Here is a 21196-nt window from a genome sequence, read left to right on the forward strand (position 1 = left end):
TTATGAGACTCCCTGTCAGTAAGCCCGTCAATCCCTTGCGTACGACTTGTTGACTCTTCGTCTACCAACGTGTGAGCCTGCCAAGTGGCCTTCGGTATACGGGATATGAGGCGAAGGAGTCGCCGGTGTCGACGTACGACCGCTACACACACGCCCCCGAAACCCTCCACTGGCAGGTCCCGGCCTCCGGCGCCGCCCGTTTCAGCTGGGAGTACGAGGACGGCCGCGACCGGCTCCTCGCGCTCTACCAGAAGGGCAAGGACAAGCAGTGGGACGGCGCCAAGCGCATCGACTGGGACCTGGAGGTCGATCCCTGCGACGCGCTCGGCACGCCCGACGAGGCCCTCACCCTCTACGGCTCCCGCCACTGGGCGAAGATGACCGAGAAGGACAAGGGTGAGCTGCGCAAGCACTACACGTCCTGGCAGTTCAGCCAGTTCCTGCACGGCGAGCAGGGCGCGATGGTGTGCGCCGCGCGGATCGTCGAGTCGGTCCCCGACCTGGACGCGAAGTTCTACTCGGCCACCCAGACCATGGACGAGGCCCGGCACGCCGAGATCTACGGCCGGTTCCTGCACGAGAAGATCGGGATGCTCTACCCGGTCAACGACAACCTCCAGGAACTGCTCGGCGACACCCTGCGCGACTCCCGCTGGGACATGCCGTATCTGGGCATGCAGGTCCTCATCGAAGGCCTCGCGCTGGCGGCGTTCGGCCTGCTGCGGGACACCACCGACAAGCCGCTGCCCAAGCAGATCCTCGCGTACGTCATGCAGGACGAGGCCCGGCATGTCGCCTTCGGGCGGATGGCGCTGCGGGACTACTACAAGGAACTCAGTGACGCGGAGCTGCGCGAGCGCGAGGAGTTCGTGATCGAGGGCTGCTATCTGATGCGCGACCGGCTCAGCGGGGTGGAGGTGCTGGAGAACTTCGGCATCCCCAGGCAGGAGGCCCACGAGCTCTCCGAGCAGTCGGAATACCTGCAGCTGTTCCGCAAGCTGCTGTTCAGCCGGATCGTTCCGTGCGTCAAGGACATCGGGCTGTGGGGCGAGCGGCTGCAGCAGGCCTATCTGGACATGGGCGTCTTCGAGCTGGGTGACGCCAACCTCGACCTCCTGATGTCCCAGGACGAGGAGATCGCCGAACAGCTCGACCGTGAACGCTTCGCCGTGGAGGAGCAGGCCCGGGTCTCGGAGGTCGAGAAGGCGATCGCACAGGGCGCGCAGGGGACTTAGGCCGTGTGTCTCTCCGCCGCCACCGCCATTTCGAGGAGCGAGATGTCCGTGCCGCGGGCCGTCACCAGTTGCAGGCCCACCGGGCAGCCGTCGCTCGTGAAGCCTGCCGGGATGCTGGCCGCCGGATGGCCGCTCAGGTTGAACGCCCAGGTCAGGGCCGTGGAGTAGAGCTCGCCAGGGCCGTCGTGGCCGTGCGGGCGGTTCGGGGTCGCCGGGGTGAGGAGCAGGTCCGTGTCCGCGAACAGTCCGGCCAGGCGGCGGTCGTTCTCCGCCCGCACGTCGGCGGCGGCCACGGGCTCCCCGCGCCGGGTCGACTGCCAGGCGTCCTTCGGATCGAGCAGGGCGAAGGGGCGGCTGTCGATACGTACGACATCTGCCGACGCCAGCCGGTCCACCGCCGACCGGGCGACCGACTCCACCTCCGGGTCGGTCTCGGCGTACCCCAGGTCCGGTGACCAGCGCGCCCGGAGCGGCAGGGGCACCCGGACCGTCTCGTAGCCGTCCAGGACACACCTCAGATAGGCCCGCGCGTCCGCCGCCGAGCGGGTCAGCACACCCGCCGAGGCCAGGCCCGTGCGGTCCGGCGACGGCAGCAGCCCGTTCGTCGTCTTCAGGCCGAACACCCCGCACCACGCCGCCGGGATCCGTACCGAACCCGCCCCGTCGCTTCCCGTGGCCAGCGGGACCATCCCCGCCGCGACGGCCACCGCCGAACCCGCCGACGAACCGCCCGGCGTACGGTCCGCGCGCCACGGGTTGCGTGTGCGGCCGTGGGCGCCGAGACCCCACGTCTGCCAGTACGTGCCGGGGCCCGGCACCGACGTCGAGCCGACCGGCACCGCACCCGCCGCGATCAGCCGCCGGGCCGCGTACGAGCGGATTCCGGACGGCCCCTTCACCGCGAACGGCACACCGGACAGGGGGAGTCGGTGATCCGCAGGGTGCGCGAGCGCCCGCTCGGGCCAGACCTCGACGAACGCGCTCAGCCCGGGATCGAGCCGCCCGATCCGCTCCAGCGCCTGTTCCACCACCATCCGGTCAGTCTCTCAGCGCCGCCTCCATCACGGCCCGGGCGATCGGCGCCGCGCTGCCCCCGCCGCTGATCTCACCGCGTACTTCGGACGCGTCCTCGACCACCACCGCCACTGCGACCGCCGGACGGATCGCGTCCCGCGCCTGCGCCCAGGAGATGAACCAGGCATACGGCGTGGCGGAGTTGTCGAGCCCGTGCTGTGCCGTGCCGGTCTTGCCGCCCACCCTCGCCCCGTCGATCGCGGCGTTCTCGCCGGTGCCCTCCTCGACGGCCCTGATCATCAGCTCCTGGAGCTGCTGGGCCGTCGACGGGCTCATCGCCTGGTGGTACGAGACCGGGGTGTTCTGCGCGAGCGTGTGGCCGTTCGAGCGGGTCACCCGGTCCACGAGATAGGGGCGTTTGAGATCCCCGCCGTTGGCGACCGCCGCCGAGACCATCGCCATCTGGAGCGGAGTCGCCGTGGTGTCGAACTGCCCGATCGAGGAGAGCGCCACCTGGTCGACGCTCATCCGGCGGTCGAAATTGGACGTGGCGACGCCCGAGGGAATCCTCAGCGACGGGTCGTTGAAGCCGAACCTGCCCGCCGTGTCCAGCATTCCGGCCAGCCCGACCTGGACCCCGATATGCGCCATCACGGTGTTGCAGGACCACTGGATGGCATACGCGAGGGAGGCATCGCCACAGCCCCTCGCCGCGTTGGGGAGCGTGGTGCGGGTCCCGGGCAGGACATAGGGATCGGGTGCGCCGCTCGGCTCGTCGACATCGCCGACCACGCCCGAGTCCAGCGCCGCCGCCGCCGTCACGATCTTGAACGCGGAGCCGGGCGGATAGGTCTGCCGGATGGCCCGGTTGAGCATCGGCTGATGGCCCGACGCATTGAGTCTCGCCCACGCGGACTTGACCGGCGGCCCGGTGCCGGAGAGCTCTGCGGGGTCGTACGAGGGGCTGCTGACCAGAGCAAGGATCTTCCCGGTCGACGGCTCGATCGCGGCGACCGCGCCCCGCCGTCCGCCCAGGCCGTCGAACGCGGCCCGCTGCAGCGAGGGCTTGATGGTGGTGACGACCCTGCCGCCGGGCGACTCGCCGCGGCTGATGTCGTTCCAGAAGGGCAGCGGCGCGAGCATCGGGGCCGAGCCGGAGAGGATGCCGTCCTCGGCGTTCTCCAGCAGGCTGGTGCCGTAGGTCTGCGAGGAGTAGCCCGTCACGGGCGCGTACAGCGGGCCTTGGGTGTAGGTGCGCTCGAAGCGCAGCTGCTGGCCGGAGTCCCGGGAGTCGGTGACGGGCCGGCCGCCGACCAGGATGTCCCCGCGCGGATCGTCGTAACGGGCGATCGCCACACGCCGGTTGGCCGGGTTCTTGTCGAGCGAGGTGGCCTCGATGATCTGCACCCGGGCGGCGTTGACGAGCAGCGCGGCCAGGAGCAGCAGGCACAGGACGGCGGCCCGCCGGATGTAGCGGATCACCGTTCGTCCTCCAGGTCCAGGTCCAGGGCCGGTTCCCGGTCCGGGAGCGGGGCGAGTGCGCCCGGCTCGGGCGCTTCGGGGTGCGGCGCGCGGGCCGAGTCGCTGACCGTGATGAGCAGCGCCACGATGATCCAGTTGGTGACGACGGACGAACCGCCCTGCGCCAGAAAGGGCATCGCCATACCGGTGAGCGGGATCAGGCCCATCACGCCGCCCGCGATCACGAAGACCTGGAGGGCGATGATCGAGGCGAGGCCGACGGCGAGCAGCCGGCCGAAGGGGTCGCGCAGGGCGAGCCCGGCGCGGTAGCCGCGGGCCACCAGAAGCCCGTACAGCAGGAAGATCGCGGTCAGGCCGACCAGGCCGAGCTCCTCGCCCGCGGTGGCCAGGATGAAGTCCGACTTGGCGGCGAAGCCGATGAGGACGGAGTGCCCGAGTCCGAGGCCTTCGCCGAGCATTCCGCCCGCGGCGAAGGCGAAGAGCGACTGGGCGAGCTGGCCGGGGCCCTGGCCGGCCTGGATGGAGGCGAAGGGGTCGAGCCAGTCCGTGACCCGGCTGTTGACGTGCGGTTCGAGCGAGCCGACGGCGAACGCGCCCGCCCCGGCGAGCAGCAGTCCCACGGCGATCCAGCCGGTCCGTCCCGTCGCCACGTACAGCATGATCACAAAGAGTCCGAAGAAGAGCAGCGAGGTGCCGAGGTCCCGTTCGAGGACCAGGACGACGACGCTGAGCAGCCAGATCGCGACGATCGGGCCGAGCACCCGGCCGGTGGGGAGCTGGAGCCGCCAGATCCGGCGGCCGGTGTACGCCAGGGCGTTGCGGTTGGCGGCGAGATACGCGGCGAAGAAGACGGCGAGGAGGATCTTGGCGAACTCACCCGGCTGGAAGGACAGTCCGCCGATCCGGATCCAGATCTTGGCGCCGTTCACGGCGGGGAAGAGGATCGGCACGATCATCAGGACCAGCGCCGCGGCGACCGACAGATAGGCGTACCGCTGCAGCACCCGGTGGTCGCGCAGCAGGACGACGGCGGCGATGAACAGGCCGACGCCGACGGTGGACCAGATCAGCTGGGCGGGCGCGGCGACCTCGCCGGGAGTGTCCAGGTCGAGGCGGTAGATGAGCACCAGGCCGATGCCGTTGAGCAGGACCGCGATGGGCAGCAGCAGCGGATCGGCGTAGGGGGCGCACAGGCGTACGGCGAGATGGGCGAGCAGGGCCAGGACGCCGAGGCCCGCTCCGTAGCCCGCGGCGTCGGGCGGGACGGCGTTGTTCTTCGTCAGGCCCACGTCGATGTAGCCGTAGACGGAGATGAGGACGGCGCAGACGAGGAGCGAGAGTTCGACGCCCCGCCGCTTGGGGAGGCGCAGGTCGGGCGGGGGAGCGTCCGCCGGCCTCGTCGTCGTTGCGGTCATGCCTCGCAACGTAGCCGGGGCTCGGTCCCGGACCCGGTTCCTCAGGTGCTGGGCGGGCCGAAGTCAGCCCGTCCGGCCGTGCTCCGCCGCGTTGTCGGCCGCGTCGTCCGTACCGTCCACGAGCCCTGCGTACTCCGGCAGCGTCAGCCGGGCCACCGCGCCGCCCCCGGGCGCGTTCCAGAAGCGCAGCTCGGCGCCGATCACCGCCGACTGGCCGGCCGCGATGGTCAGTCCGAGCCCGTGGCCCTTGCTGCCGCCGTCCGTACGGAAGCGCTGCGGCCCGTGATCGAGAATGTATTCCGGATAGCCCGTGCCGTGGTCGGCGACCGTCACGACAGTGCCGTCCACGGTCAGCACCATCGGCGGCTTCCCGTGCTTGTGGGCATTGGCGACCAGATTGCCGAGCACCCGTTCCAGCCGGCGCTTGTCGGTCTCCACGGTCGCGTCGCGAAGGACCCGTATCTCGGTGTCCGTGGCCGAGGCCCGCACCACCCGCTCGGCCAGATACGCGAGCTCGTGCACGTCCAGGTCCATCGTCTCGCTGCCCGCGTCGAGACGGGAGATCTCCAGCAGATCCTCGGTCAGCGAGCGCATGGCCCGCACCCGGTCCCGCACCAGCTCGGTCGGACGGCCCTCGGGCAACAGCTCGGCCGCGGCGGTCAGTCCGGTCAGCGGCGTACGCAACTCGTGCGCCACGTCGGCCGTGAACCGCTGCTCGCTCAGCAGCTTGCCCTGGAGGGACGAGGCCATGGTGTCCAGCGCACCGGAGACCGTCGCGACCTCGTCCTGGGGGCGCGAAGGGTCCTTGGTGCGCGGGTCGTTGACGCGCGCGTCCAGGTCGCCCGCGCTGATCCTCCGCGCGACCTGCGCCGTCAGATGGAGCCGGCGCGTGATCCTGGTGACGGCGAATGCGCCCACCAGCAGCGTCGCCCCGATGGCCAGCACCGAGGAGCCGACGATCGCCCGGTCCAGGCCGGTGATCGTGTTCGCGCTGATGGTGTAGTCGACGCGGACGGCGATCGCCCGCCCGTCGGCCGGGCCGGCCGCCCACATGGTGGGGCGGCCCCGGTAGCTCTCCACCATCGTGCCGCGCTTCCCGCCGACGGCGAGGGCGCGCAGCGAGGGCGGCAGCCCCGGCGGGTCCACGCCCCCGAACCGGGGCACGGGCTCGCCCGACTCGTATGCCCGCGTGACCTCGATCAGCCGGGCCAGCGCCTTCTCCCTGGCCTGGTCCACCATCTGCCGGGTCACCGATGCGTGCACCAGCGCGCCGAGCATCGCGGCCAGCGCGCAGCACATCACGGTGATGAAGACCGCGGCCTTCCAGGTCAGGGTCGCGGTCCAGCGGGGAAGCCGTGGCCGTGTCACTGCGGGGCCACCGAGCGCTCGAACGCGTGGGAGCGTGAGGACTTGACGCGGACGATCTCGTCACGGGTGGGCAGCATGGCGTGCTGCGGTTCGTCCCAGGACCAGGCGGTGCGGTACTCGTATCCGGGGATGCCCGCCGAGACGGAGCGCATGATCAGGTCCCGGCCCGCCAGATCCACGCTGACGACCTGGTCGGAGGTGGACATGACGCGGGTCAGGCCGCCCTTGTCGGGCATGTAGACACGCACCGCCGTCTGCTGCTCGGGCATCTTGATGCCGACGATCAGCTCCTCGTGGCCGTCGCCGGTCAGATCGCGGTAGTACGGCGCGAGCACCGGGCAGGACTTCGGCTTCTCCTCGCAGGTGCCGAGCTGTTGGACGGTCTCCTGGTAGAGACCGTCGACCCCGGTGACCTCATCGGGATGGGCGCCGGCCTCGGCCCGCACGACGGCGACGGCGTCGAGTGCGCGGACGTCGTCGCCCGGCACCTTGATACCGGGGACGCGCTCGGTGTCCGTCTCGCCGTAGTCGTTGGGCGGCGCGGTGACGGGCGGCAGATCGGGCCACAGCCGTACGGGACCGACCGCCGTGGGGGTCGCGCCCGCGCTCTTCATCCGTCCCTCGTCGCCGCAGCCGGCAAGGAGTACGGCTGCGGACGCCGTGAGCAGCACGGCGTACAACAGGCGGTTCGAGCTCGGGCTCAAGATTCTCCTTGCCGGGCGTGGCCCGAGGTACGGCTTTACAGATGATGCTCTACCGAGAGGGCCGGCGCCCGGCCGGCCTCCCCCCGGGCCCGTCAGTGCTGGTACGGCTGCTGACCGGGCTGCTGCTGCGGCTGCCCGTATCCCTGCGCCTGCGGCTGAATGCCCGCGGCCTGCGCCTGAAGCTGCTCCGCCTGCTCCTTGGTGATCCGCTGCTCCATGCCGCAGAAGGTGCACTGCGTCGAGAACTTCGTCGAGAACGGGAACAGCGGGATGAAGAACAGCGTGAACTTGGTGACGTACTTCCTCAGCGTGTGGGCGGACGGATTGCCGCAGTGCCCGCACACCAGCGTGAGTATCGCCAGCTGGTAGAGGTAGCCCCTGCTGCCAAAGATGATCATGCTCTTGGTCTCTCCCTCGTCAACGCCCGCCGGCACAGGGCCAGCAGCTTCTCGTCGGTAAAGATGTCATGACTGCCGTATCCGCCGTCGATCGCATTGTGACGTCGTACGGAATGGAGCTCCTCGCGCAGAATGCGCTCCGCCCCCTCGACCGGCAATTCGGTCAGGCACTGGGCGATCGCGGCCCTGGTGGTGGGCAGTTGCTCCCAGGACGAGAGCAGCACCGGCCATGCCCGCCCGGGATCGCGCGTCACCCGCCACAGCGCGATCGCCGCGTCCACCCGGGTCCACGGCTCGCCCGCCCCCAGCAGTTCACGCAGCGCGGGCGCTGCCTTCTCGCCCGCCGGGCCCAGCGCGCCGAGCGCCGTTGCCGCCGAGCGCCGTCCTGCGGGGTCCGCCTCGGACAGCGCGGAACACAGCACGGGCAGTACGGCCCCGGCATCACCCTCGACCGCCCACAGCGCGCCCGCCGTCCTCGCCGCGAGCGACGCCGAGAAGCCGGAGCCGACGCCGACCGAGCGCAGCAGCGCCCGCAGGTCCGGTATCGCGTCCGCCGCCGCGGGGCCGAAGGCGGTCAGCGCCCGCAGCGCCGACTCGGCGACCCACTCCCTGCGGTAGTCGGGCGCGCCCCGCAGCACCCGCAGCACCTCGGGCGCCGCCTCGGCGGCCCGCAGCGCCGTCAGCCCGTACAACAGCGGACCGGCCCGGTCGAAGAGCCGCTCGTCCAGCTCGATCTCGCCGAGCCTGCGCCGCAACGCCGGTGCCAGCGGGGCCGCCGCCGCGCCCAGATGGTCCAGCGCGTAGCCCAGGTCGTGCGGCGGCTCGGGAAGGTCCAGCGTCCGCGCCAGCACCGGCACGGCCCGCCGGTCGCCCGCCCGCGCCAGCGCCGAGACCGCGGCGCCCAGCGAGGGTGGCCCGCTCTGCCAGTGACGCACCCAGGCATCGGGGTCGGCGGCCACCCGGTCGGCCAGCGCGTCGGCGGCGGGCGCGGCCAGGCAGAACAGCTCCCCGAGGGTGTCGGCGGCCGCGTCGGCGAGACGTTTCTCCGGGTCGGCGAGCTGCTCACCGATCAGGCCGACCAGCTCTGAGTAGGCACCGCGCCAGGTCCTCAGCAACCCGCTGCTCATCCGTACGGCATCGATCCGCTGCCCCCAGTCGGGGCTGCACAACTGGTCGACGAGCAGGGCGATCCGGTCGTCCACGCGATCGCCGAGACCGGAGTGCAGTGTCCGCAGCAGATCCGCGGTCCAGGGTGTGCCACGGCCCACCGTGTCCGCCTCGTGGGCCTCGCGCAGCCGCCCCAGCAGGGTCGGCGCGGGCGGCCGTTCGGGCACGGGCTCCGCGAGGGGGGACGCGGTCACCGGCTCGGCACGCAGCTCACGCAGCAGCGCCGTCACCCCCGGCACCACATCGGCGGGCAGGGCGTCCGGCGCGCAGCGGGCGAGCTGCGCGAGCGCGGCCAGCCGCAGCCCCGGTGCGGACGGCGCCCGAGTCAGCCCCAGTAGCCACTCCACCACTTCGGGGGCGAGCCGGCCGTGCCGCAGCGCTATCCGGCCCCCGGCCTCGACGCAGGCGAAACGCACCTCCTCGTCGGGCTCCGCGCCGAGCCGCTCCCGCAGCAGGGTGAGCACCAGCCCGGGATCGCTGTGCAGGGTCGCGAGGGCGAGCGGAGCGGCCAGCCGCAGCCCGCGGTCCTCGGCGTCGAGCAGCGCCAGAAAGACGTCCGCGCCGGCGGTCACGGCGGACGCGGCCATCGCGTAGTTGGCGGCGTACTCGAACTCCTCGTCCTCCGGGTCCAGTTCGTCGTCGTCCAGATCGATGCTGCCGATGCTGGTCAGCAACTCGACGATGCCGCCGCGGTCCTGGACCGCCGGATTCGCCACGAGTTCGAGGAGGAAGGGAATGCAGGCGAGCGTCGAGTCGTACACATCGCCCTGGTGGTGCACCGCTCCGTACATGCTGTCGAGGGCCGTCTCGCGGTCGTCCGGGTCCGCCGACGCCAGTGCGTACAGCATCTGCGGAACATCGTCCGCCGGACCGTAGGCGTGCCCCAGTGCTGCCCAGTCGACCTCGTGGATCCCCCCGAACACGCTTGCCCCCTCCCGAAAACCTTGCGCTTGGGGAGAGTGTGCACCACCTCTCGGCATCGCGTGGATATTGCCCCGAAGGCCCCCTGGCTGTTCCCATGGTCGAGGGGTGGTGGCATGACGAGACTTCGCGTGACACCCGCACGCAGGCAGGGCCGGGACCGGCTGTACGTCAGCCTCCCGGACGGCCGCAACGTCGCCTGGTACGACAGGGACAGCGGCCGGGTCAGTCTGGTCTCCGAGCGCCACCGCGCCGATGTGCTGTCTGCCCTCGCCCCCTATCTGACCGGCGACGTCAGCATCGGACCGCCGCCCGTTCCCACCTCCGCCGACCTTGCCCGGCTGTCCCTCCACCCGGACGACGACCTGGCCCCCAACCGGCCCGGCGAAGGGCTCCTGGTCGAGCTCGACTCGCTGCCCGCGGGCGCCGCCCGCCGCTTCCGGCAGGACCCGCGGCGCGTCCAGATCGCCGCCGAGCAGCTGCTCGGCGAAGCGCTCGACCGGCTGGAGGGCGCGGGCTGGCGGATCCTCCACTCGGTGCCGCTGCCGGGCGCCGACCGCATCGACCATCTGGCCGTCGGCCCGGGCGGACTGCTGGCCGTGCACACCCTGGCGGCCCGCCGGCTCAAGGTGCGGATCGCCGACCCGATGGTGCGGGCCGGACGCGGCGGGCCGGCGCCGCTGCTGCGGCTGACCCGCCGCCGGGCCGAGCGCGCCACCCTCGCGCTGGCGGCGGCGGTGCGCCCGGTGCTCGCCGTGGTCGGGGCGGCGCGGCTCGACGTACTGCCCGTGCCGCCCGACATACGGATCATCCGCGACGACGAAGTGCCCGCGCTGGCCAGGCTCGGCGGCGTCCTCAAACCGGCGGACATCGAGGCGCTGTACGCGACGGCGCGGGACCGGCGCACCTGGCTCCGGGCATAGCCAGGGGGTGTCAGCGGAGGTTGTCGCCCCAGCCGCTCTGCAGCATGGTCTGGAACGCCCACTGTCCGTCGCGCCTGATCAGCACGTCGGCGTAGCGCAGCTGCCGGGTGCGGCCGTCCATGGTCATCGTCGAGTCGGTGAAGACGACGGCCATTGCGGGGGAGAGGAAGACGGGCGTACGCGTCGACTCGAAGGCGATGTCGTCGCTGCCCTCGCCCATCACCTGGCTCATCGTCTCGATGAACTGCCGCCGGTCCCACTGGGCCGAGGCGCCGTTGCCCGCCGAGTCGTCGCTGACCAGGTTGAGCGGGAAGACGGCGAGGTCCGCCATGCGCTCGACCTCGCGCTTGGCGCTGTGCGCGTCGTACGCCGCGAACCAGTCCTGGATGCTCGCGAGCTCTTCGGCGGTGGGGGTGTATCCGGCGTCGGGCAGAAGGGTCACGCTGTCTCCTCAAACTTGACTACGCGTTTGGCCGTATCCCCTGCCCCCGCACTAGTCAAACTTGATTAATCACGATCCTCGGGCAGTCGCAGTCGCAGCACGGTGGTGACCGTGTGCCGCGTCGTGCCCTGCTCCACCTCCGCCGCCAGGCCTGACTCGACCCTCCGGTACTCGACCTCGCCCACGCCGAGCGCTGTCGCGGTGCCGGTGTTCGTACTGGTCAGCGAGGTGAGCGCGGCCGCGGCCCGCGCCCGCAGCGCCGGAGTCAGCGGGCTGGAGACGACGGGGGTGTCGTCGTCCGGCAGCACGAGGACCAGCGCGGCGGGCCGCGTCCGAGGCCCGGTGAAGCCGACGACCGCCGCATCGCGCGCGGAGGTGTGCCGAAGCTTGCGCCACGCGCGCGTGCCGCTCTTGTACGTCTGGTCCAGCCGTTTGACCACCAGACCCTCGACGCCGATCTCGGGCAGCGTCTCGAACCAGGTCGCCGCCTCGTCTGCGTCCAGCGTCATCGGTACGGGCTGGAGCGGCGGCCCGAGCGGGCCGAGCAGCGCGACCAGCCGCGCGCGCCTCTTCTCGTACGCCGAAAGGCGCAGGTCCTCGCCGCCCTCGGCCAGCAGATCGAAGGCGGCGTACGAGGCGGGCAGCCTGCGTGCGAGAGCGGGAGCCCGCCCCGGTGTGGCGGCGGCGCGCTTCTGTACGGAGGCGAAGTCGGTACGGCCGTCCTTCCACACGACCACCTCCCCGTCCAGCACTGTGCCCTCCGGCAATTGCTGTGCCGCGTCCGCGAGATCGGGGAACGCGGCCGTGACGATCCGTCCCGAACGGGCCTGCAGCAGCACCGTGCCGCCGACCCGGAAGATCACCATCCGGTGGCCGTCGAACTTCGGCTCGTACGCCAGGCCCTGCCCGCGCGGCAGCACGCTCACCGATTCGGCGAGCGCGACCCTCAGCGGCGGGCGCGGCACGCTCACGGCAGGGGCCTGGCGCGGTTGAGATTGATGAGCGGGCCGAGCAGATCCCCGTACCGCTCCAGCCGTGGCCCGATGTCGCCGATCCGGAAGACGAGGTTCTCGTGCGCCTCGACCTCCTCCCAGGTGACGGGCGCGGACACGGTCGGCTCGGTGCGGGCGCGCAGCGTGTAGGGGGTGGCGGTGGTCTTCTTGGAGGAGTTCTGACTGTGGTCCACGAAGACCTTGCCGGGCCGCAGGGAGCGCGTCATACGGTGCAGGATCAGCCCCGGCAGCTCGGCCTCGCCCTCGACGGCCAGGCTCTTCGCGTACGCCGAGACCTTCTCCGAGGGGGTCGGCTCCAGCGGCACGAGGACATGCAGCCCCTTGGAGCCCGAGGTCTTGGCATACGCGAGCAGGCCGTCCGCCGCCAGCCGCTCCCGCAGCCAGAGCGCCACGGCGCAGCACTCGACGATCGTCGCCGGGGCGCCCGGGTCCAGGTCGAAGACCATGCGGTCGGCGATCCCCGGCTCGTCCGCCTGCCACTGGGGCGTATGGAACTCCACCACCAGGTTCGCCGCCCAGATCAGCGACGCCAGATCGTCGACGACGACCTGGTGCGCGTGCTTTTCCTCGGAGCGCGGCACCGCGACCGTCCGTACCCAGGACGGTGTACCGGGCGGCGGGTTCTTGGTGAAGAACAGCTGGCCGTCCGGGCCGTCGGGATACCGGAGGAAGGACAGCGGCCGGTTGTGCAGATGGGCCAGGATCGCACCGGCCGTGGTGGCGTAGTAGTGCAGGATCTCGCCCTTGGTGGTCCCGGTGGCCGGGTGGAGGACCTTCTCCAGGTTGGTGAGCGCGAGGCGCCGCCCCTCCACCTCCGTGATCGGCGTCATACGATGAGAATCCCACGAATCCCAAAATTTCGGATGAAAGGGATCAAACGTGCGATCCATATGGAACGGCGCGATCTCCTTCGGTCTGGTCAGCATCCCGATCAAGCTGATGAACGCCACCGAGAACCACTCCATCTCCTTCCGCCAGATCCACACCGCCGACGGCGGCCGGATCCGCTACCGCAAGGTCTGCGAGCTGGAGGAGAAGGAAGTGCCGCCCTCGGAGATCGGCAAGGGATACGAGGACGCGGACGGATCGCTCATCCCGATCACGGACGAGGACCTGGCGGTGCTCCCGCTGCACACGGCGAAGACGATCGAGATCGTCGCGTTCGTGCCCGCGTCGTCGATCGATCCGCTCCAGATGGACGCGGCGTACTACCTGTCGGCGAACGGGGTCCCCGCCACCAAGCCGTACACACTGCTGCGGGAGGCGCTCAGGCGCAGCCAGAAGGTCGCTCTCGCCAAGTTCGCCCTGCGCGGGCGTGAGCGGCTGGGCATGCTGCGTGTCGTCGACGACGTGATCGCCATGCACGGGCTGCTCTGGCCGGACGAGATCCGCACACCGGAGGGCGTGGCCCCGGAGACCGACGTGAAGGTCCGGGAGGCCGAACTCGACCTGGCCGACGCGCTGATGAACACGCTCGGCGAGGTCGAGCTGTCGTCCCTGCACGACGACTACCGGGCGGCGATGGAACAGCTGATCACCGCGAAGGTGGAGGGCGGAGTGCTCCCCGAGGCGGCCCCTGCGGAGGGCGGCGGCCAGGTCATCGACCTGATGGCGGCGCTGGAGAGCAGCGTACGGGCGGCGCAGGAGGCGCGCGGGGCGAGCGGGGCGAGCGGGGCGGGCGGCGAAGCCGGCGGGGAGGACGCCGAGGTCACGCCCATCAAGGGGCGCAAGCGGGCGGCGAGCGCGCCCAAGGCGGCGGCGGGTGCGAAGAAGTCGACGACGGGGGCGGCGAAGAAGACGGCCGCGAAGAAGACCACGAGCGCGAAGTCGACGAAGTCGGCGGCGGCAACGAAGAAGACGGCGGCGGCGAAGAAGTCCACCCCGAAGAAGACGACCCCGAGGAAGCACGCCTCGGCCTGACGGTGCGCCTGCGGCGGGCTTGTTCCCCACCCCGCCCTCCCCCTACGGCCTGGCGGCCGTGGGAGGTACCCCCATCCCGAACCGGGCTCCGCCCCGACCCCGGTCCTCAAACGCCGGACGGGCTGAAATTCAGCCCGTCCGGCGTTTGAGGACATGGCCGCCAGGCCGTAGCGGCAGGGCGGGGTGGGGAAAGCGCCATGCGCAGCGGCTAACCGCGTCGGAGCAGCGTGTCCATCACCGACTCCAGGTACACGCCCCGCTCCACCCCCACCGGCAGCGCCTGCGGCACCGCATGGCTCAGCTGCGTGTGGCCCAGATAGGCCGCGTACGCGAGCAGCCCCCGCCGCCGCGCCTCCTCAGGTTCGAAGCCCAACTCCTCGAAGAGGTGCGCCACATACCCCACGCGCCGCTTCGTCACCCGTTCGATCGCGGCCGCCACCTGCGGATGATCGGCCGTGGCGAGCAGTGACACCTCCAGGGGATCCTCCGCCGCCGTCGCGATCGCCTTCGTGAGGAGCCCGCGCAGCCGCCGCTCCGGGTCGGGCTCGGTCTCCATCTCGGTGATGATCTGCTCGGTGTGGATCTCCTCCCACCGCCCCAGCGCCGCCGCGATCAGCGCGTCCCGGTTGGCGAAGTGCCAGTAGAAGCTGCCCTTGGTCGTGCCGAGCCGCGTGGCGAGCGGCTCCACGGCGACGGCGGCGAGCCCGCGTTCCCCGATGGCGGCGAGTGCCGCGTCGGCCCAGTCGTGTGCCGTGAGTCTCCTGCGTGCCTGCGCCATGTCCATACGCTACCGTATGGTGAAACATACGCCACCGTATGGAGGTCGGGATGCGCACAGTGCGGAACGTTCACGAACGACAGGTCGCAGCCCCGGCGGAAGTGGTCGGCGCCCTGCTCGACCGCATCTCGTCCCCGGACGACCCGCTCAGCCCCAGCCCGGTCTGGCCGCCCATCCTTTTCGATCGTCCCCTGGGCGTCGGCTCGGACGGCGGTCACGGTTTCGTCCGCTACTCGGTCGGTGCGTACGACCCCGGCCGCAGCATCCGCTTCGACTTCACCCCGCCCTCCAACGGCTTCCATGCCCTCACGACGGAGCCCGTGGACTCGGGCAGCTGCCGGGTCCGCCATGTCCTCGAACAGCAACAGGGCCTCAAGTCCCGGCTGCTGTGGACCCTGGTGATCCGCCCCCTGCACGACACCATGATCGAAGAGCTCTTCGACAACATCGAGCGCGCCGCCACGCCCGGCACCCTGACCCGGCCCCACCGCTGGTCCCGTCGGGCCCGTTTCCTGCACAGCCTCGTCCGGGACCGGCCGAAGGCGACAGCTGTCCCGGCCGGGGCCGAGCTGGCCCATCAGGCCCTTCCCGTCCCGGACTTCGCGGACGCGTGCGCGATCCCCCTGGACCCGGGCATGCCCCGCGACCCGCACGCCTGGCGCGATGTCCTCCCGTTCGAGGTCAGGGCGAGCGCCCCGAACGAGCTGCTGCTCGGCGAGGACGCCGGCCACCTCGACTTCCGCGCCTCGGTCCTGATAGCCGACGACAAGGTCACGCTCACCACCGTCGTCAAGACCCACAACTGGCGCGGCAGGCTCTACTTCGCGGTGATCCGCCGCATCCACCCGCCGGTGGCCCGCAGGATGCTCCGCCGCGCCCACCGCCGCGTGGCCTTCGCGGCCCCTCCGGCCCCGCTACGTGCGCAAACGCCCGCCCAGTAGAGTGCGCCTTCGAGCTCTCCCCGTACCCGAGGTGTCCGTCCGTGAGTCCCGTTTCCCCCACCGCACCGGCCGTCACCGTCGTCGGGATCGGAGCCGACGGCTGGGACGGGCTCCCCGCCGCCTCGCAGCGTGCCCTGCTGGACGCCGAGGTCGTCATCGGGGGACCGCGGCAGCTGGAACTCCTGCCACCCGCCTGTGCGGGCGAGCGGGTGGCCTGGCCGTCGCCGCTGCGGCCCGCCGTGCCCGGGCTGCTCGCGGCCCACGCCGGGCGCCGCGTCGCGGTGCTCGCGAGCGGCGACCCCATGTTCTACGGCATCGGCCGGGCCCTGACCGAAGCGCTCGGCCCCGGCGTCCCGCACGTCCTGCCGCACCCCTCGTCCGTGTCGTACGCCTGCGCGCGCCTCGGCTGGCCGCTGGAGGACACCGAGGTCGTCACGCTCGTCGGCAGGCCCACCGCGCGGCTCGGGGCGGCCCTGTACGACGGGCGGCGGCTGCTCGTCCTCAGCGCCGGGGCCGCGACTCCGGGCGAGGTCGCGGCCTTCCTGTGCGAGCGGGGCTTCGGGGCGAGCCGGATGCGGGTCCTCGAACAGCTCGGCGGGGAGCGCGAAGAGCAGACCGAGGGCACGGCACAGACATGGAACCGCCCGCCCGGCGACCCGCTGAACGTCATCGCCGTCGACTGCCGCCGCGCGCCGGGCAGTCTGCGGCTCGGCGCCGTACCGGGGCTGCCGGACGCCGCGTACGAACACGACGGCCAGCTCACCAAACGCCATGTGCGCGCCGCGACCCTCGGCGCGCTCGCGCCGGCGCCCGGCGAGCTGCTGTGGGACATCGGCGGCGGCTCCGGCTCCATCGCGGTCGAGTGGATGCGTACGCACCGCTCGTGCCGGGCCGTCACCGTCGAACGCGACGCGGTACGCGCCGCCCGCATCGCCCTCAACGCCGAGCGGCTCGGTGTGCCCGGGCTGCGCGTCGTCACCGGCGCCGCGCCCGAGGCGCTCGCCCAACTCCCCACGCCGGACGCCGTGTTCGTGGGCGGCGGGCTGACCGTGCCCGGGCTGCTCGAAGCCTGCTGGGAGGCGCTGCCCGCGGGCGGGCGCCTCGTCGCCAACACGGTCACCCTCGAGTCAGAGGCGCTGCTCGCCGACCGGTACCGCCGCCACGGCGGCGAGCTGGTACGCCTCGCGGTGGCGCACGCCGTCCCCGTGGGCGGCTTCACCGGCTGGCGGCAGGCGATGCCGGTCACCCAGTGGTCCGTCACCAAATCAGGAGATCAACGATGACCGTGTACTTCATCGGCGCCGGCCCCGGCGCCGCCGACCTGATCACGGTGCGCGGCGCCCGTACGCTCGCCTCCTGCCAGGTCTGCCTGTACGCCGGCAGCCTCGTCCCGCGCGAACTGCTCGCCGAATGCCCGCCGGACGCGCGTCTGGTGGACACGGCGCAGCTCAACCTGGACGAGATCACAGCCGAGTTGATCCGCTCCCACGAGGCGGGTCTCGACGTGGCCCGGCTGCACTCCGGCGACCCGTCCGTCTTCAGCGCCGCCGCCGAACAGATGCGCCGCCTGGACGCGGCGGGGGTGCCGTACGAGGTCGTGCCGGGCGTTCCGGCCTTCGCCGCGGCCGCGGCCGCGCTGAAGCGGGAGCTGACTGTCCCGACGGTCGGTCAGACCGTCATCCTCACCAGGATCGCCAACCGCGCGACGGCCATGCCCGAGGGCGAGGACCTGGCGACGCTCGGCCGCAGCGGCGCGCTGATCGTGCTGCACCTGGCCGCGCGGTACGTGGACCGGGTGGTCGAGGAGCTGGAGCCGCACTACGGCTCCGACTGCCCCGCGGCGGTGGTCGCGATGGCGAGCCGCCCGGACGAACTGATCCTGCGCGGCACCCTCGCGGACATCGCGGACCAGGTGAAGTCGGCGGGGATCCTGCGGACGGCGGTGATCATGGTGGGCCGGACGCTGGGGGCGTCGCAGTTCCGCGACAGCCATTTGTACTCGCGTGACCGGGAGAGGCACGAGCCGTGCGCGCCGGTGCCGGGTGCGCCGGTGGCGTGAGGGGGTTCTCCCCAGCCTCGCCCTCCCCCTGCCGCCTGGCGGCCGTGGGAGGTACCCCCATCCCGAAACTGGGGGGCGAGGCCCCCAGCCCCCTTGAGGGAGGGGAGGGTTCGCGGGGGCTGACGCCCCACGCCCCCGGGCGCGGCACTTTGCGCCGTGTGTTCCCAACCCGGCCCTCCGGACGGGGGCGCCATTTCCGGGTGGAGTCGGTCGCCTCCCGCGAGAGGGTCAGCGCCGCCGCGGCGACGGTCGAGGAGCTGGTCCCGCCCACGGTCCGCGCGGAGCTGGATCTGCCGTCTGGGCATGTGCATGATGCCGACGGAAGTCGATAGCGTGGGGCCTGGGAAGCCGGTTACGTATCCCCCGGGGCCCGTTGGCATCCCTGCTCCGCCGCCTGCACGACAGACAAGGACCCCCTCCCATGCCCACTCGCCGCACCGTGGCCGCCGTGGCGTTCCTCGCCGGTACAGCACTCGCCGGCGGCGCCGCAGCCGTCCACTACCTCGCGACACCGGATACCGGGGTGACCGTGCGTTCCGAGCCGAAGAAGAGCCGCGCCGACTACATACGCCTGTGGGAGGCCGAACTCGCGAAGTCCGGCCGGGAGCTCCCCGCCGAAGCGGACCGGATGACGACCCAGGAGATCATGGACGCCTGGACGTCGGAGCGGGCGAAATACGCCGAGCCGAGCTGATCCCCGGCCCGGCGGGATCACGCCTGAGAGGAACGTGGCCCGGTGCTGGGCCACGTTCCTCTGTGTGAAGTGGATCAGGCGGCGTTGGCCGCGTCGATCACGTTCCCGGCCTGCGAGTCGTGAATGGACGAGAATTGGTCGTTCGAGATGCGGTTGCCGTTCCCGTCCGCCTCGTGATGGCTGATTGCACCGACGATCTGCGGATTGGTGGAATTCTTGCCGTGGACCATCGAGCCGCCGGACGAACCCTCGCCCATGTCGCAGTCCATGGACAGCCGGTCGTCCAGCGGGTTCCACGGTCCGGCGTCCACGGTGTTTCCGTAGCAGAACATCATTCGCTCACCGGTGAAATCCGTCCGGTTGTAGCCCTTTCCGGGGTAGCCCGCCGAGTAGACGTCGCTGTAGTCGGTGACGTTCGAGGCGAACAGGTAGCCGAAAGCGCCCACCCTGTCCTGCAGATTGCCGTGCGTCGGGTGCGGGTCCAGCACCAGGGCCGCGTAGTCGGAGCCCTTCAGGTCACCGCTCTCCATCCAGGAGTTCGGCGTGATCTTCGTCTTCACGGCCCATGCCCCGAGCGGGCCGTTGCCGTCCCGGTAGCCGGGTATGTACATGAAGTTCTTCATCCACCCCGCGTCCCCCGTGCCGTCGCCCATGTGGATGCAGTGTCCCGCGGTCCACAGGGTGTTCTTGTTGTTGGCGACGATCGAGGAAGCGCTGCACGTGTGCGGGGCGCCCGTGGGGTCGTCGAAGAACAGCCGTCCCACCAGGGCGTACTGCGGGGCGGTGGTGTACGGCACCTCCTGCGCGACGGATATCTCATCAGCGGCCGCGGCACTGGTCATGAACTGGGTGGAGGTGGTGGACGTGGTGGACGGCGACGCCGCGTGCGCCGACCGCGCACCCGCCTTCGGCGGTATGCCGCTGCGGGAGGAAGAGCGCTCCGCCCCCTGCGAGGACTTCGGCAGCGCGAGGTCGTTGCGGAGCGCCTGGCGCATCCGCTCCGGCGTCCAGTGGGCCCGGATCTCCTTTACGGAGGCGGATTCGGCGGCTGTCGAGACACCGGACTGCGTGCCTTGGGCGGGGCGGTTGTCGGCATGCGCCGTGGACGGGCTGAGAGTGAGGGCGACGGCAGCTGCCGAGAGGGACACGGCAAGGAATCGGCGACGCAACGGACTTCCTCCGAAAGGTAGTTGATCTTGATGGCGTCGCAGAGAATCACAGGTGATCAAGCAAATGCAACCGCGAGAAGAAATGAGGAAAAAGCGGAACTCCTTTGAATCTCCTTGCTGTGAGCACTTCGTGATGACGCGTCGGATCTTCGGTGATTGCTCCGGCCGTTTCGGCTGTTCCGGTCGGCGGTCGGTGCGCCGCATTCCGGTGAATTCGCGACGGGCCGGGGAACGCTTGCCGCTAATGGCTGGTCACGGATTGCAACCGTGCGCCCCGGCGTGTTCTGCAATGGCCTGGGGGCGCCCCTGTTTTCCGGTACGGGTCAGCGCTCCCAATTGCCTGCCAACCAACGGCAGTTGGGGAAGCACTGCAATACGGCACGGGACCGATTTCCCGCACTCAGAGGGAAGGCCCCGCAGGGACCGGCTAGCGCGGGCCGCTGCGGCCGACCACCACCCCCGCGCGGTCGACGCAGATCACGTCCACCACCACCGGCGCCCCCCGCAGCACCCCCCACGCCTCGTCCCGCGCCGCGACCGCCACCAGGTCGCCCAGCGGGACGCCCGACGCCGTGCACAACTGGAGTGCCGCCAGACCCGTGTTCGCCGAGGAGACGGCTGCCGCCAGGGACTCGTCCGCGCCGCCCGCCCGGGCCAGTTCCGCCAGGAAGCCCTTGTCGACCTGCGAGCGCGCCGAGTGCAGGTCCAGATGACCCGCCGCCAGCTTCGACAGCTTGGCGAATCCGCCGCAGATGGTCAGCCGGTCGACCGGGTGCCGCCGTACGTACTTGAGCACCGCGCCCGCGAAGTCCCCCATGTCCAGCAGCGCGTCCTCCGGCAGGCCGTACTCCGCGACGACCGTCTTCTCGGACGTCGACCCCGTGCAGCCCGCGACGTGCGTGCGCCCCGCCGCCCGGGCCACGTCCACCCCGCGCCGGATCGAGTCGATCCACGCCGAGCAGGAGTACGGCACGACGATGCCAGTCGTTCCGAGGATGGACAGACCGCCGAGAATCCCGAGCCGGGGGTTCCAGGTCGAGCGGGCGATCTCCTCGCCGTGGTCGACGGAGACCGTGATCTCGACGTCGCCCGTCCCGCCGTAGCGTCCGGCGACGAGCGCGACATGCTCGCGCATCATCTGGCGCGGCACGGGGTTGATCGCGGGCTCGCCGACGTCGAGCGGCAGCCCGGGCCGGGTGATCGTCCCGACGCCCGGCCCGGCCGCGAAGACCACCCCGGAACCGCGCGGCAGCACCCGTACCGTCGCGCGGATCAGCGCGCCGTGCGTGACGTCCGGGTCGTCGCCGGCGTCCTTGACGATGCCCGCCATGGCCCGCCCGTCCGCGAGCGACTCCGCCGCGAGTGCGAAGGACGGCGTCTGCCCCTTGGGCAGGGTGATCGTCACAGGATCGGGAAAGTCGCCGGTCAGGAGCGCCGTGTACGCGGCCGTGGTGGCCGCGGTCGCACACGCGCCGGTGGTCCAGCCGTGTCGCAGCCCGGTGTGCTTGAGTTGGGCGCTGCGACCGCCCTTCGCCTCACCCATGAACGGACCA

Annotated in this window: 20 protein-coding genes; 7 read left to right on the top strand and 13 right to left on the bottom strand. The window is 71.5% G+C overall.

What is annotated here, in order from left to right; genetic code table 11:
• The first annotated feature begins 125 nt into the window (after positions 1 to 125).
• Positions 126 to 1235 (top strand): ferritin-like domain-containing protein, encoded by a 1110-nt coding sequence (locus tag OG741_RS26835; protein WP_405602020.1) that lies wholly within the window; start codon positions 126 to 128, stop codon positions 1233 to 1235.
• Here the strand turns inward: OG741_RS26835 and OG741_RS26840 are convergent.
• From OG741_RS26840 to OG741_RS26870, 7 genes are all read right to left on the bottom strand, one after another.
• Positions 1232 to 2269, bottom strand: a complete 1038-nt coding sequence (locus OG741_RS26840) for an amidase (RefSeq protein WP_405602023.1) — start codon at positions 2267 to 2269, stop codon at positions 1232 to 1234. The two genes, OG741_RS26835 and OG741_RS26840, sit on opposite strands and share 4 nt — an antisense overlap.
• A 4-nt stretch (positions 2270 to 2273) precedes the next feature.
• Complete coding sequence (locus OG741_RS26845) at positions 2274 to 3731, bottom strand: penicillin-binding transpeptidase domain-containing protein (RefSeq protein WP_405602025.1); 1458 nt, start codon at positions 3729 to 3731, stop codon at positions 2274 to 2276.
• The gene (locus OG741_RS26850) at positions 3728 to 5146 is read right to left on the bottom strand and encodes an FtsW/RodA/SpoVE family cell cycle protein (protein WP_405602027.1); all 1419 of its coding nucleotides are present in this window, start codon (positions 5144 to 5146) and stop codon (positions 3728 to 3730) included. The genes OG741_RS26845 and OG741_RS26850 overlap by 4 nt, the downstream gene beginning before the upstream one ends.
• A 63-nt stretch (positions 5147 to 5209) precedes the next feature.
• Complete coding sequence (locus OG741_RS26855) at positions 5210 to 6514, bottom strand: ATP-binding protein (protein WP_405602029.1); 1305 nt, start codon at positions 6512 to 6514, stop codon at positions 5210 to 5212.
• Positions 6511 to 7218 carry a hypothetical protein gene (locus OG741_RS26860; RefSeq protein ID WP_405602031.1) on the bottom strand — a complete coding sequence of 236 codons (708 nt, stop codon included), beginning with the start codon at positions 7216 to 7218 and terminating at the stop codon, positions 6511 to 6513. Before OG741_RS26860 ends, OG741_RS26855 begins: the two co-directional genes overlap by 4 nt.
• A 92-nt stretch (positions 7219 to 7310) precedes the next feature.
• Positions 7311 to 7616 (bottom strand): zinc-ribbon domain-containing protein, encoded by a 306-nt coding sequence (locus OG741_RS26865; protein ID WP_266487353.1) that lies wholly within the window; start codon positions 7614 to 7616, stop codon positions 7311 to 7313.
• On the bottom strand, positions 7613 to 9706 hold the full coding sequence (locus OG741_RS26870; RefSeq protein WP_405602034.1) for a HEAT repeat domain-containing protein: 2094 nt from the start codon (positions 9704 to 9706) through the stop codon (positions 7613 to 7615). Before OG741_RS26870 ends, OG741_RS26865 begins: the two co-directional genes overlap by 4 nt.
• 114 nt (positions 9707 to 9820) lie before the next feature.
• Between OG741_RS26870 and OG741_RS26875 the strand changes: the two genes are divergently transcribed.
• Positions 9821 to 10627 carry a nuclease-related domain-containing protein gene (locus tag OG741_RS26875; protein WP_266487356.1) on the top strand — a complete coding sequence of 269 codons (807 nt, stop codon included), beginning with the start codon at positions 9821 to 9823 and terminating at the stop codon, positions 10625 to 10627.
• A 10-nt stretch (positions 10628 to 10637) separates the two neighbouring features.
• On the opposite strand, the gene OG741_RS26880 is transcribed toward OG741_RS26875, so the two are convergent.
• The 3 genes from OG741_RS26880 to ligD all read right to left on the bottom strand — a co-directional run bounded on the left by OG741_RS26880 (position 10638) and on the right by ligD (position 12912).
• Positions 10638 to 11069, bottom strand: a complete 432-nt coding sequence (locus tag OG741_RS26880; RefSeq protein ID WP_405602037.1) for a DUF4440 domain-containing protein — start codon at positions 11067 to 11069, stop codon at positions 10638 to 10640.
• Between the two features lie 65 nt (positions 11070 to 11134).
• On the bottom strand, positions 11135 to 12040 hold the full coding sequence (locus OG741_RS26885) for an RNA ligase family protein (RefSeq protein WP_405602040.1): 906 nt from the start codon (positions 12038 to 12040) through the stop codon (positions 11135 to 11137).
• Entirely contained in the window at positions 12037 to 12912 is an 876-nt protein-coding gene (ligD, locus tag OG741_RS26890; protein ID WP_405602043.1) for a non-homologous end-joining DNA ligase, read from the bottom strand. The genes OG741_RS26885 and ligD overlap by 4 nt, the downstream gene beginning before the upstream one ends.
• Before the next feature lie 49 nt (positions 12913 to 12961).
• On the opposite strand from ligD, the gene OG741_RS26895 reads away from it, so the two are divergent.
• Entirely contained in the window at positions 12962 to 14002 is a 1041-nt protein-coding gene (locus tag OG741_RS26895; protein WP_405602045.1) for a Ku protein, read from the top strand.
• Between the two features lie 208 nt (positions 14003 to 14210).
• Here the strand turns inward: OG741_RS26895 and OG741_RS26900 are convergent, their stop codons facing one another.
• A complete protein-coding gene (locus tag OG741_RS26900; protein ID WP_405602047.1) occupies positions 14211 to 14780 on the bottom strand; it encodes a TetR/AcrR family transcriptional regulator in 570 nt (189 codons plus the stop codon).
• Positions 14781 to 14830: 50 nt separating this feature from the next.
• On the opposite strand from OG741_RS26900, the gene OG741_RS26905 reads away from it, so the two are divergent.
• The 4 genes from OG741_RS26905 (at position 14831) to OG741_RS26920 (ending at position 18474) form a co-directional block, all read left to right on the top strand.
• On the top strand, positions 14831 to 15721 hold the full coding sequence (locus OG741_RS26905; protein ID WP_405602050.1) for a DUF2867 domain-containing protein: 891 nt from the start codon (positions 14831 to 14833) through the stop codon (positions 15719 to 15721).
• Between the two features lie 41 nt (positions 15722 to 15762).
• The gene (gene cbiE, locus OG741_RS26910; RefSeq protein ID WP_405602053.1) at positions 15763 to 17004 is read left to right on the top strand and encodes a precorrin-6y C5,15-methyltransferase (decarboxylating) subunit CbiE; all 1242 of its coding nucleotides are present in this window, start codon (positions 15763 to 15765) and stop codon (positions 17002 to 17004) included.
• The gene (gene cobM, locus OG741_RS26915; protein WP_405602054.1) at positions 17001 to 17780 is read left to right on the top strand and encodes a precorrin-4 C(11)-methyltransferase; all 780 of its coding nucleotides are present in this window, start codon (positions 17001 to 17003) and stop codon (positions 17778 to 17780) included. Before cbiE ends, cobM begins: the two co-directional genes overlap by 4 nt.
• Before the next feature lie 421 nt (positions 17781 to 18201).
• A complete protein-coding gene (locus OG741_RS26920) occupies positions 18202 to 18474 on the top strand; it encodes a hypothetical protein (protein WP_405602056.1) in 273 nt (90 codons plus the stop codon).
• 74 nt (positions 18475 to 18548) lie between these two features.
• On the opposite strand, the gene OG741_RS26925 is transcribed toward OG741_RS26920, so the two are convergent.
• Together OG741_RS26925 and OG741_RS26930 are read right to left on the bottom strand one after the other, a co-directional pair.
• A complete protein-coding gene (locus OG741_RS26925) occupies positions 18549 to 19622 on the bottom strand; it encodes a trypsin-like serine peptidase (RefSeq protein WP_405602058.1) in 1074 nt (357 codons plus the stop codon).
• Between the two features lie 448 nt (positions 19623 to 20070).
• A complete protein-coding gene (locus OG741_RS26930) occupies positions 20071 to 21186 on the bottom strand; it encodes a cobalt-precorrin-5B (C(1))-methyltransferase (RefSeq protein ID WP_405602061.1) in 1116 nt (371 codons plus the stop codon).
• Positions 21187 to 21196 lie beyond the last annotated feature (10 nt).

It is taken from the genome of Streptomyces sp. NBC_01410 (assembly GCF_045040195.1).
Classification (GTDB): domain Bacteria; phylum Actinomycetota; class Actinomycetes; order Streptomycetales; family Streptomycetaceae; genus Streptomyces.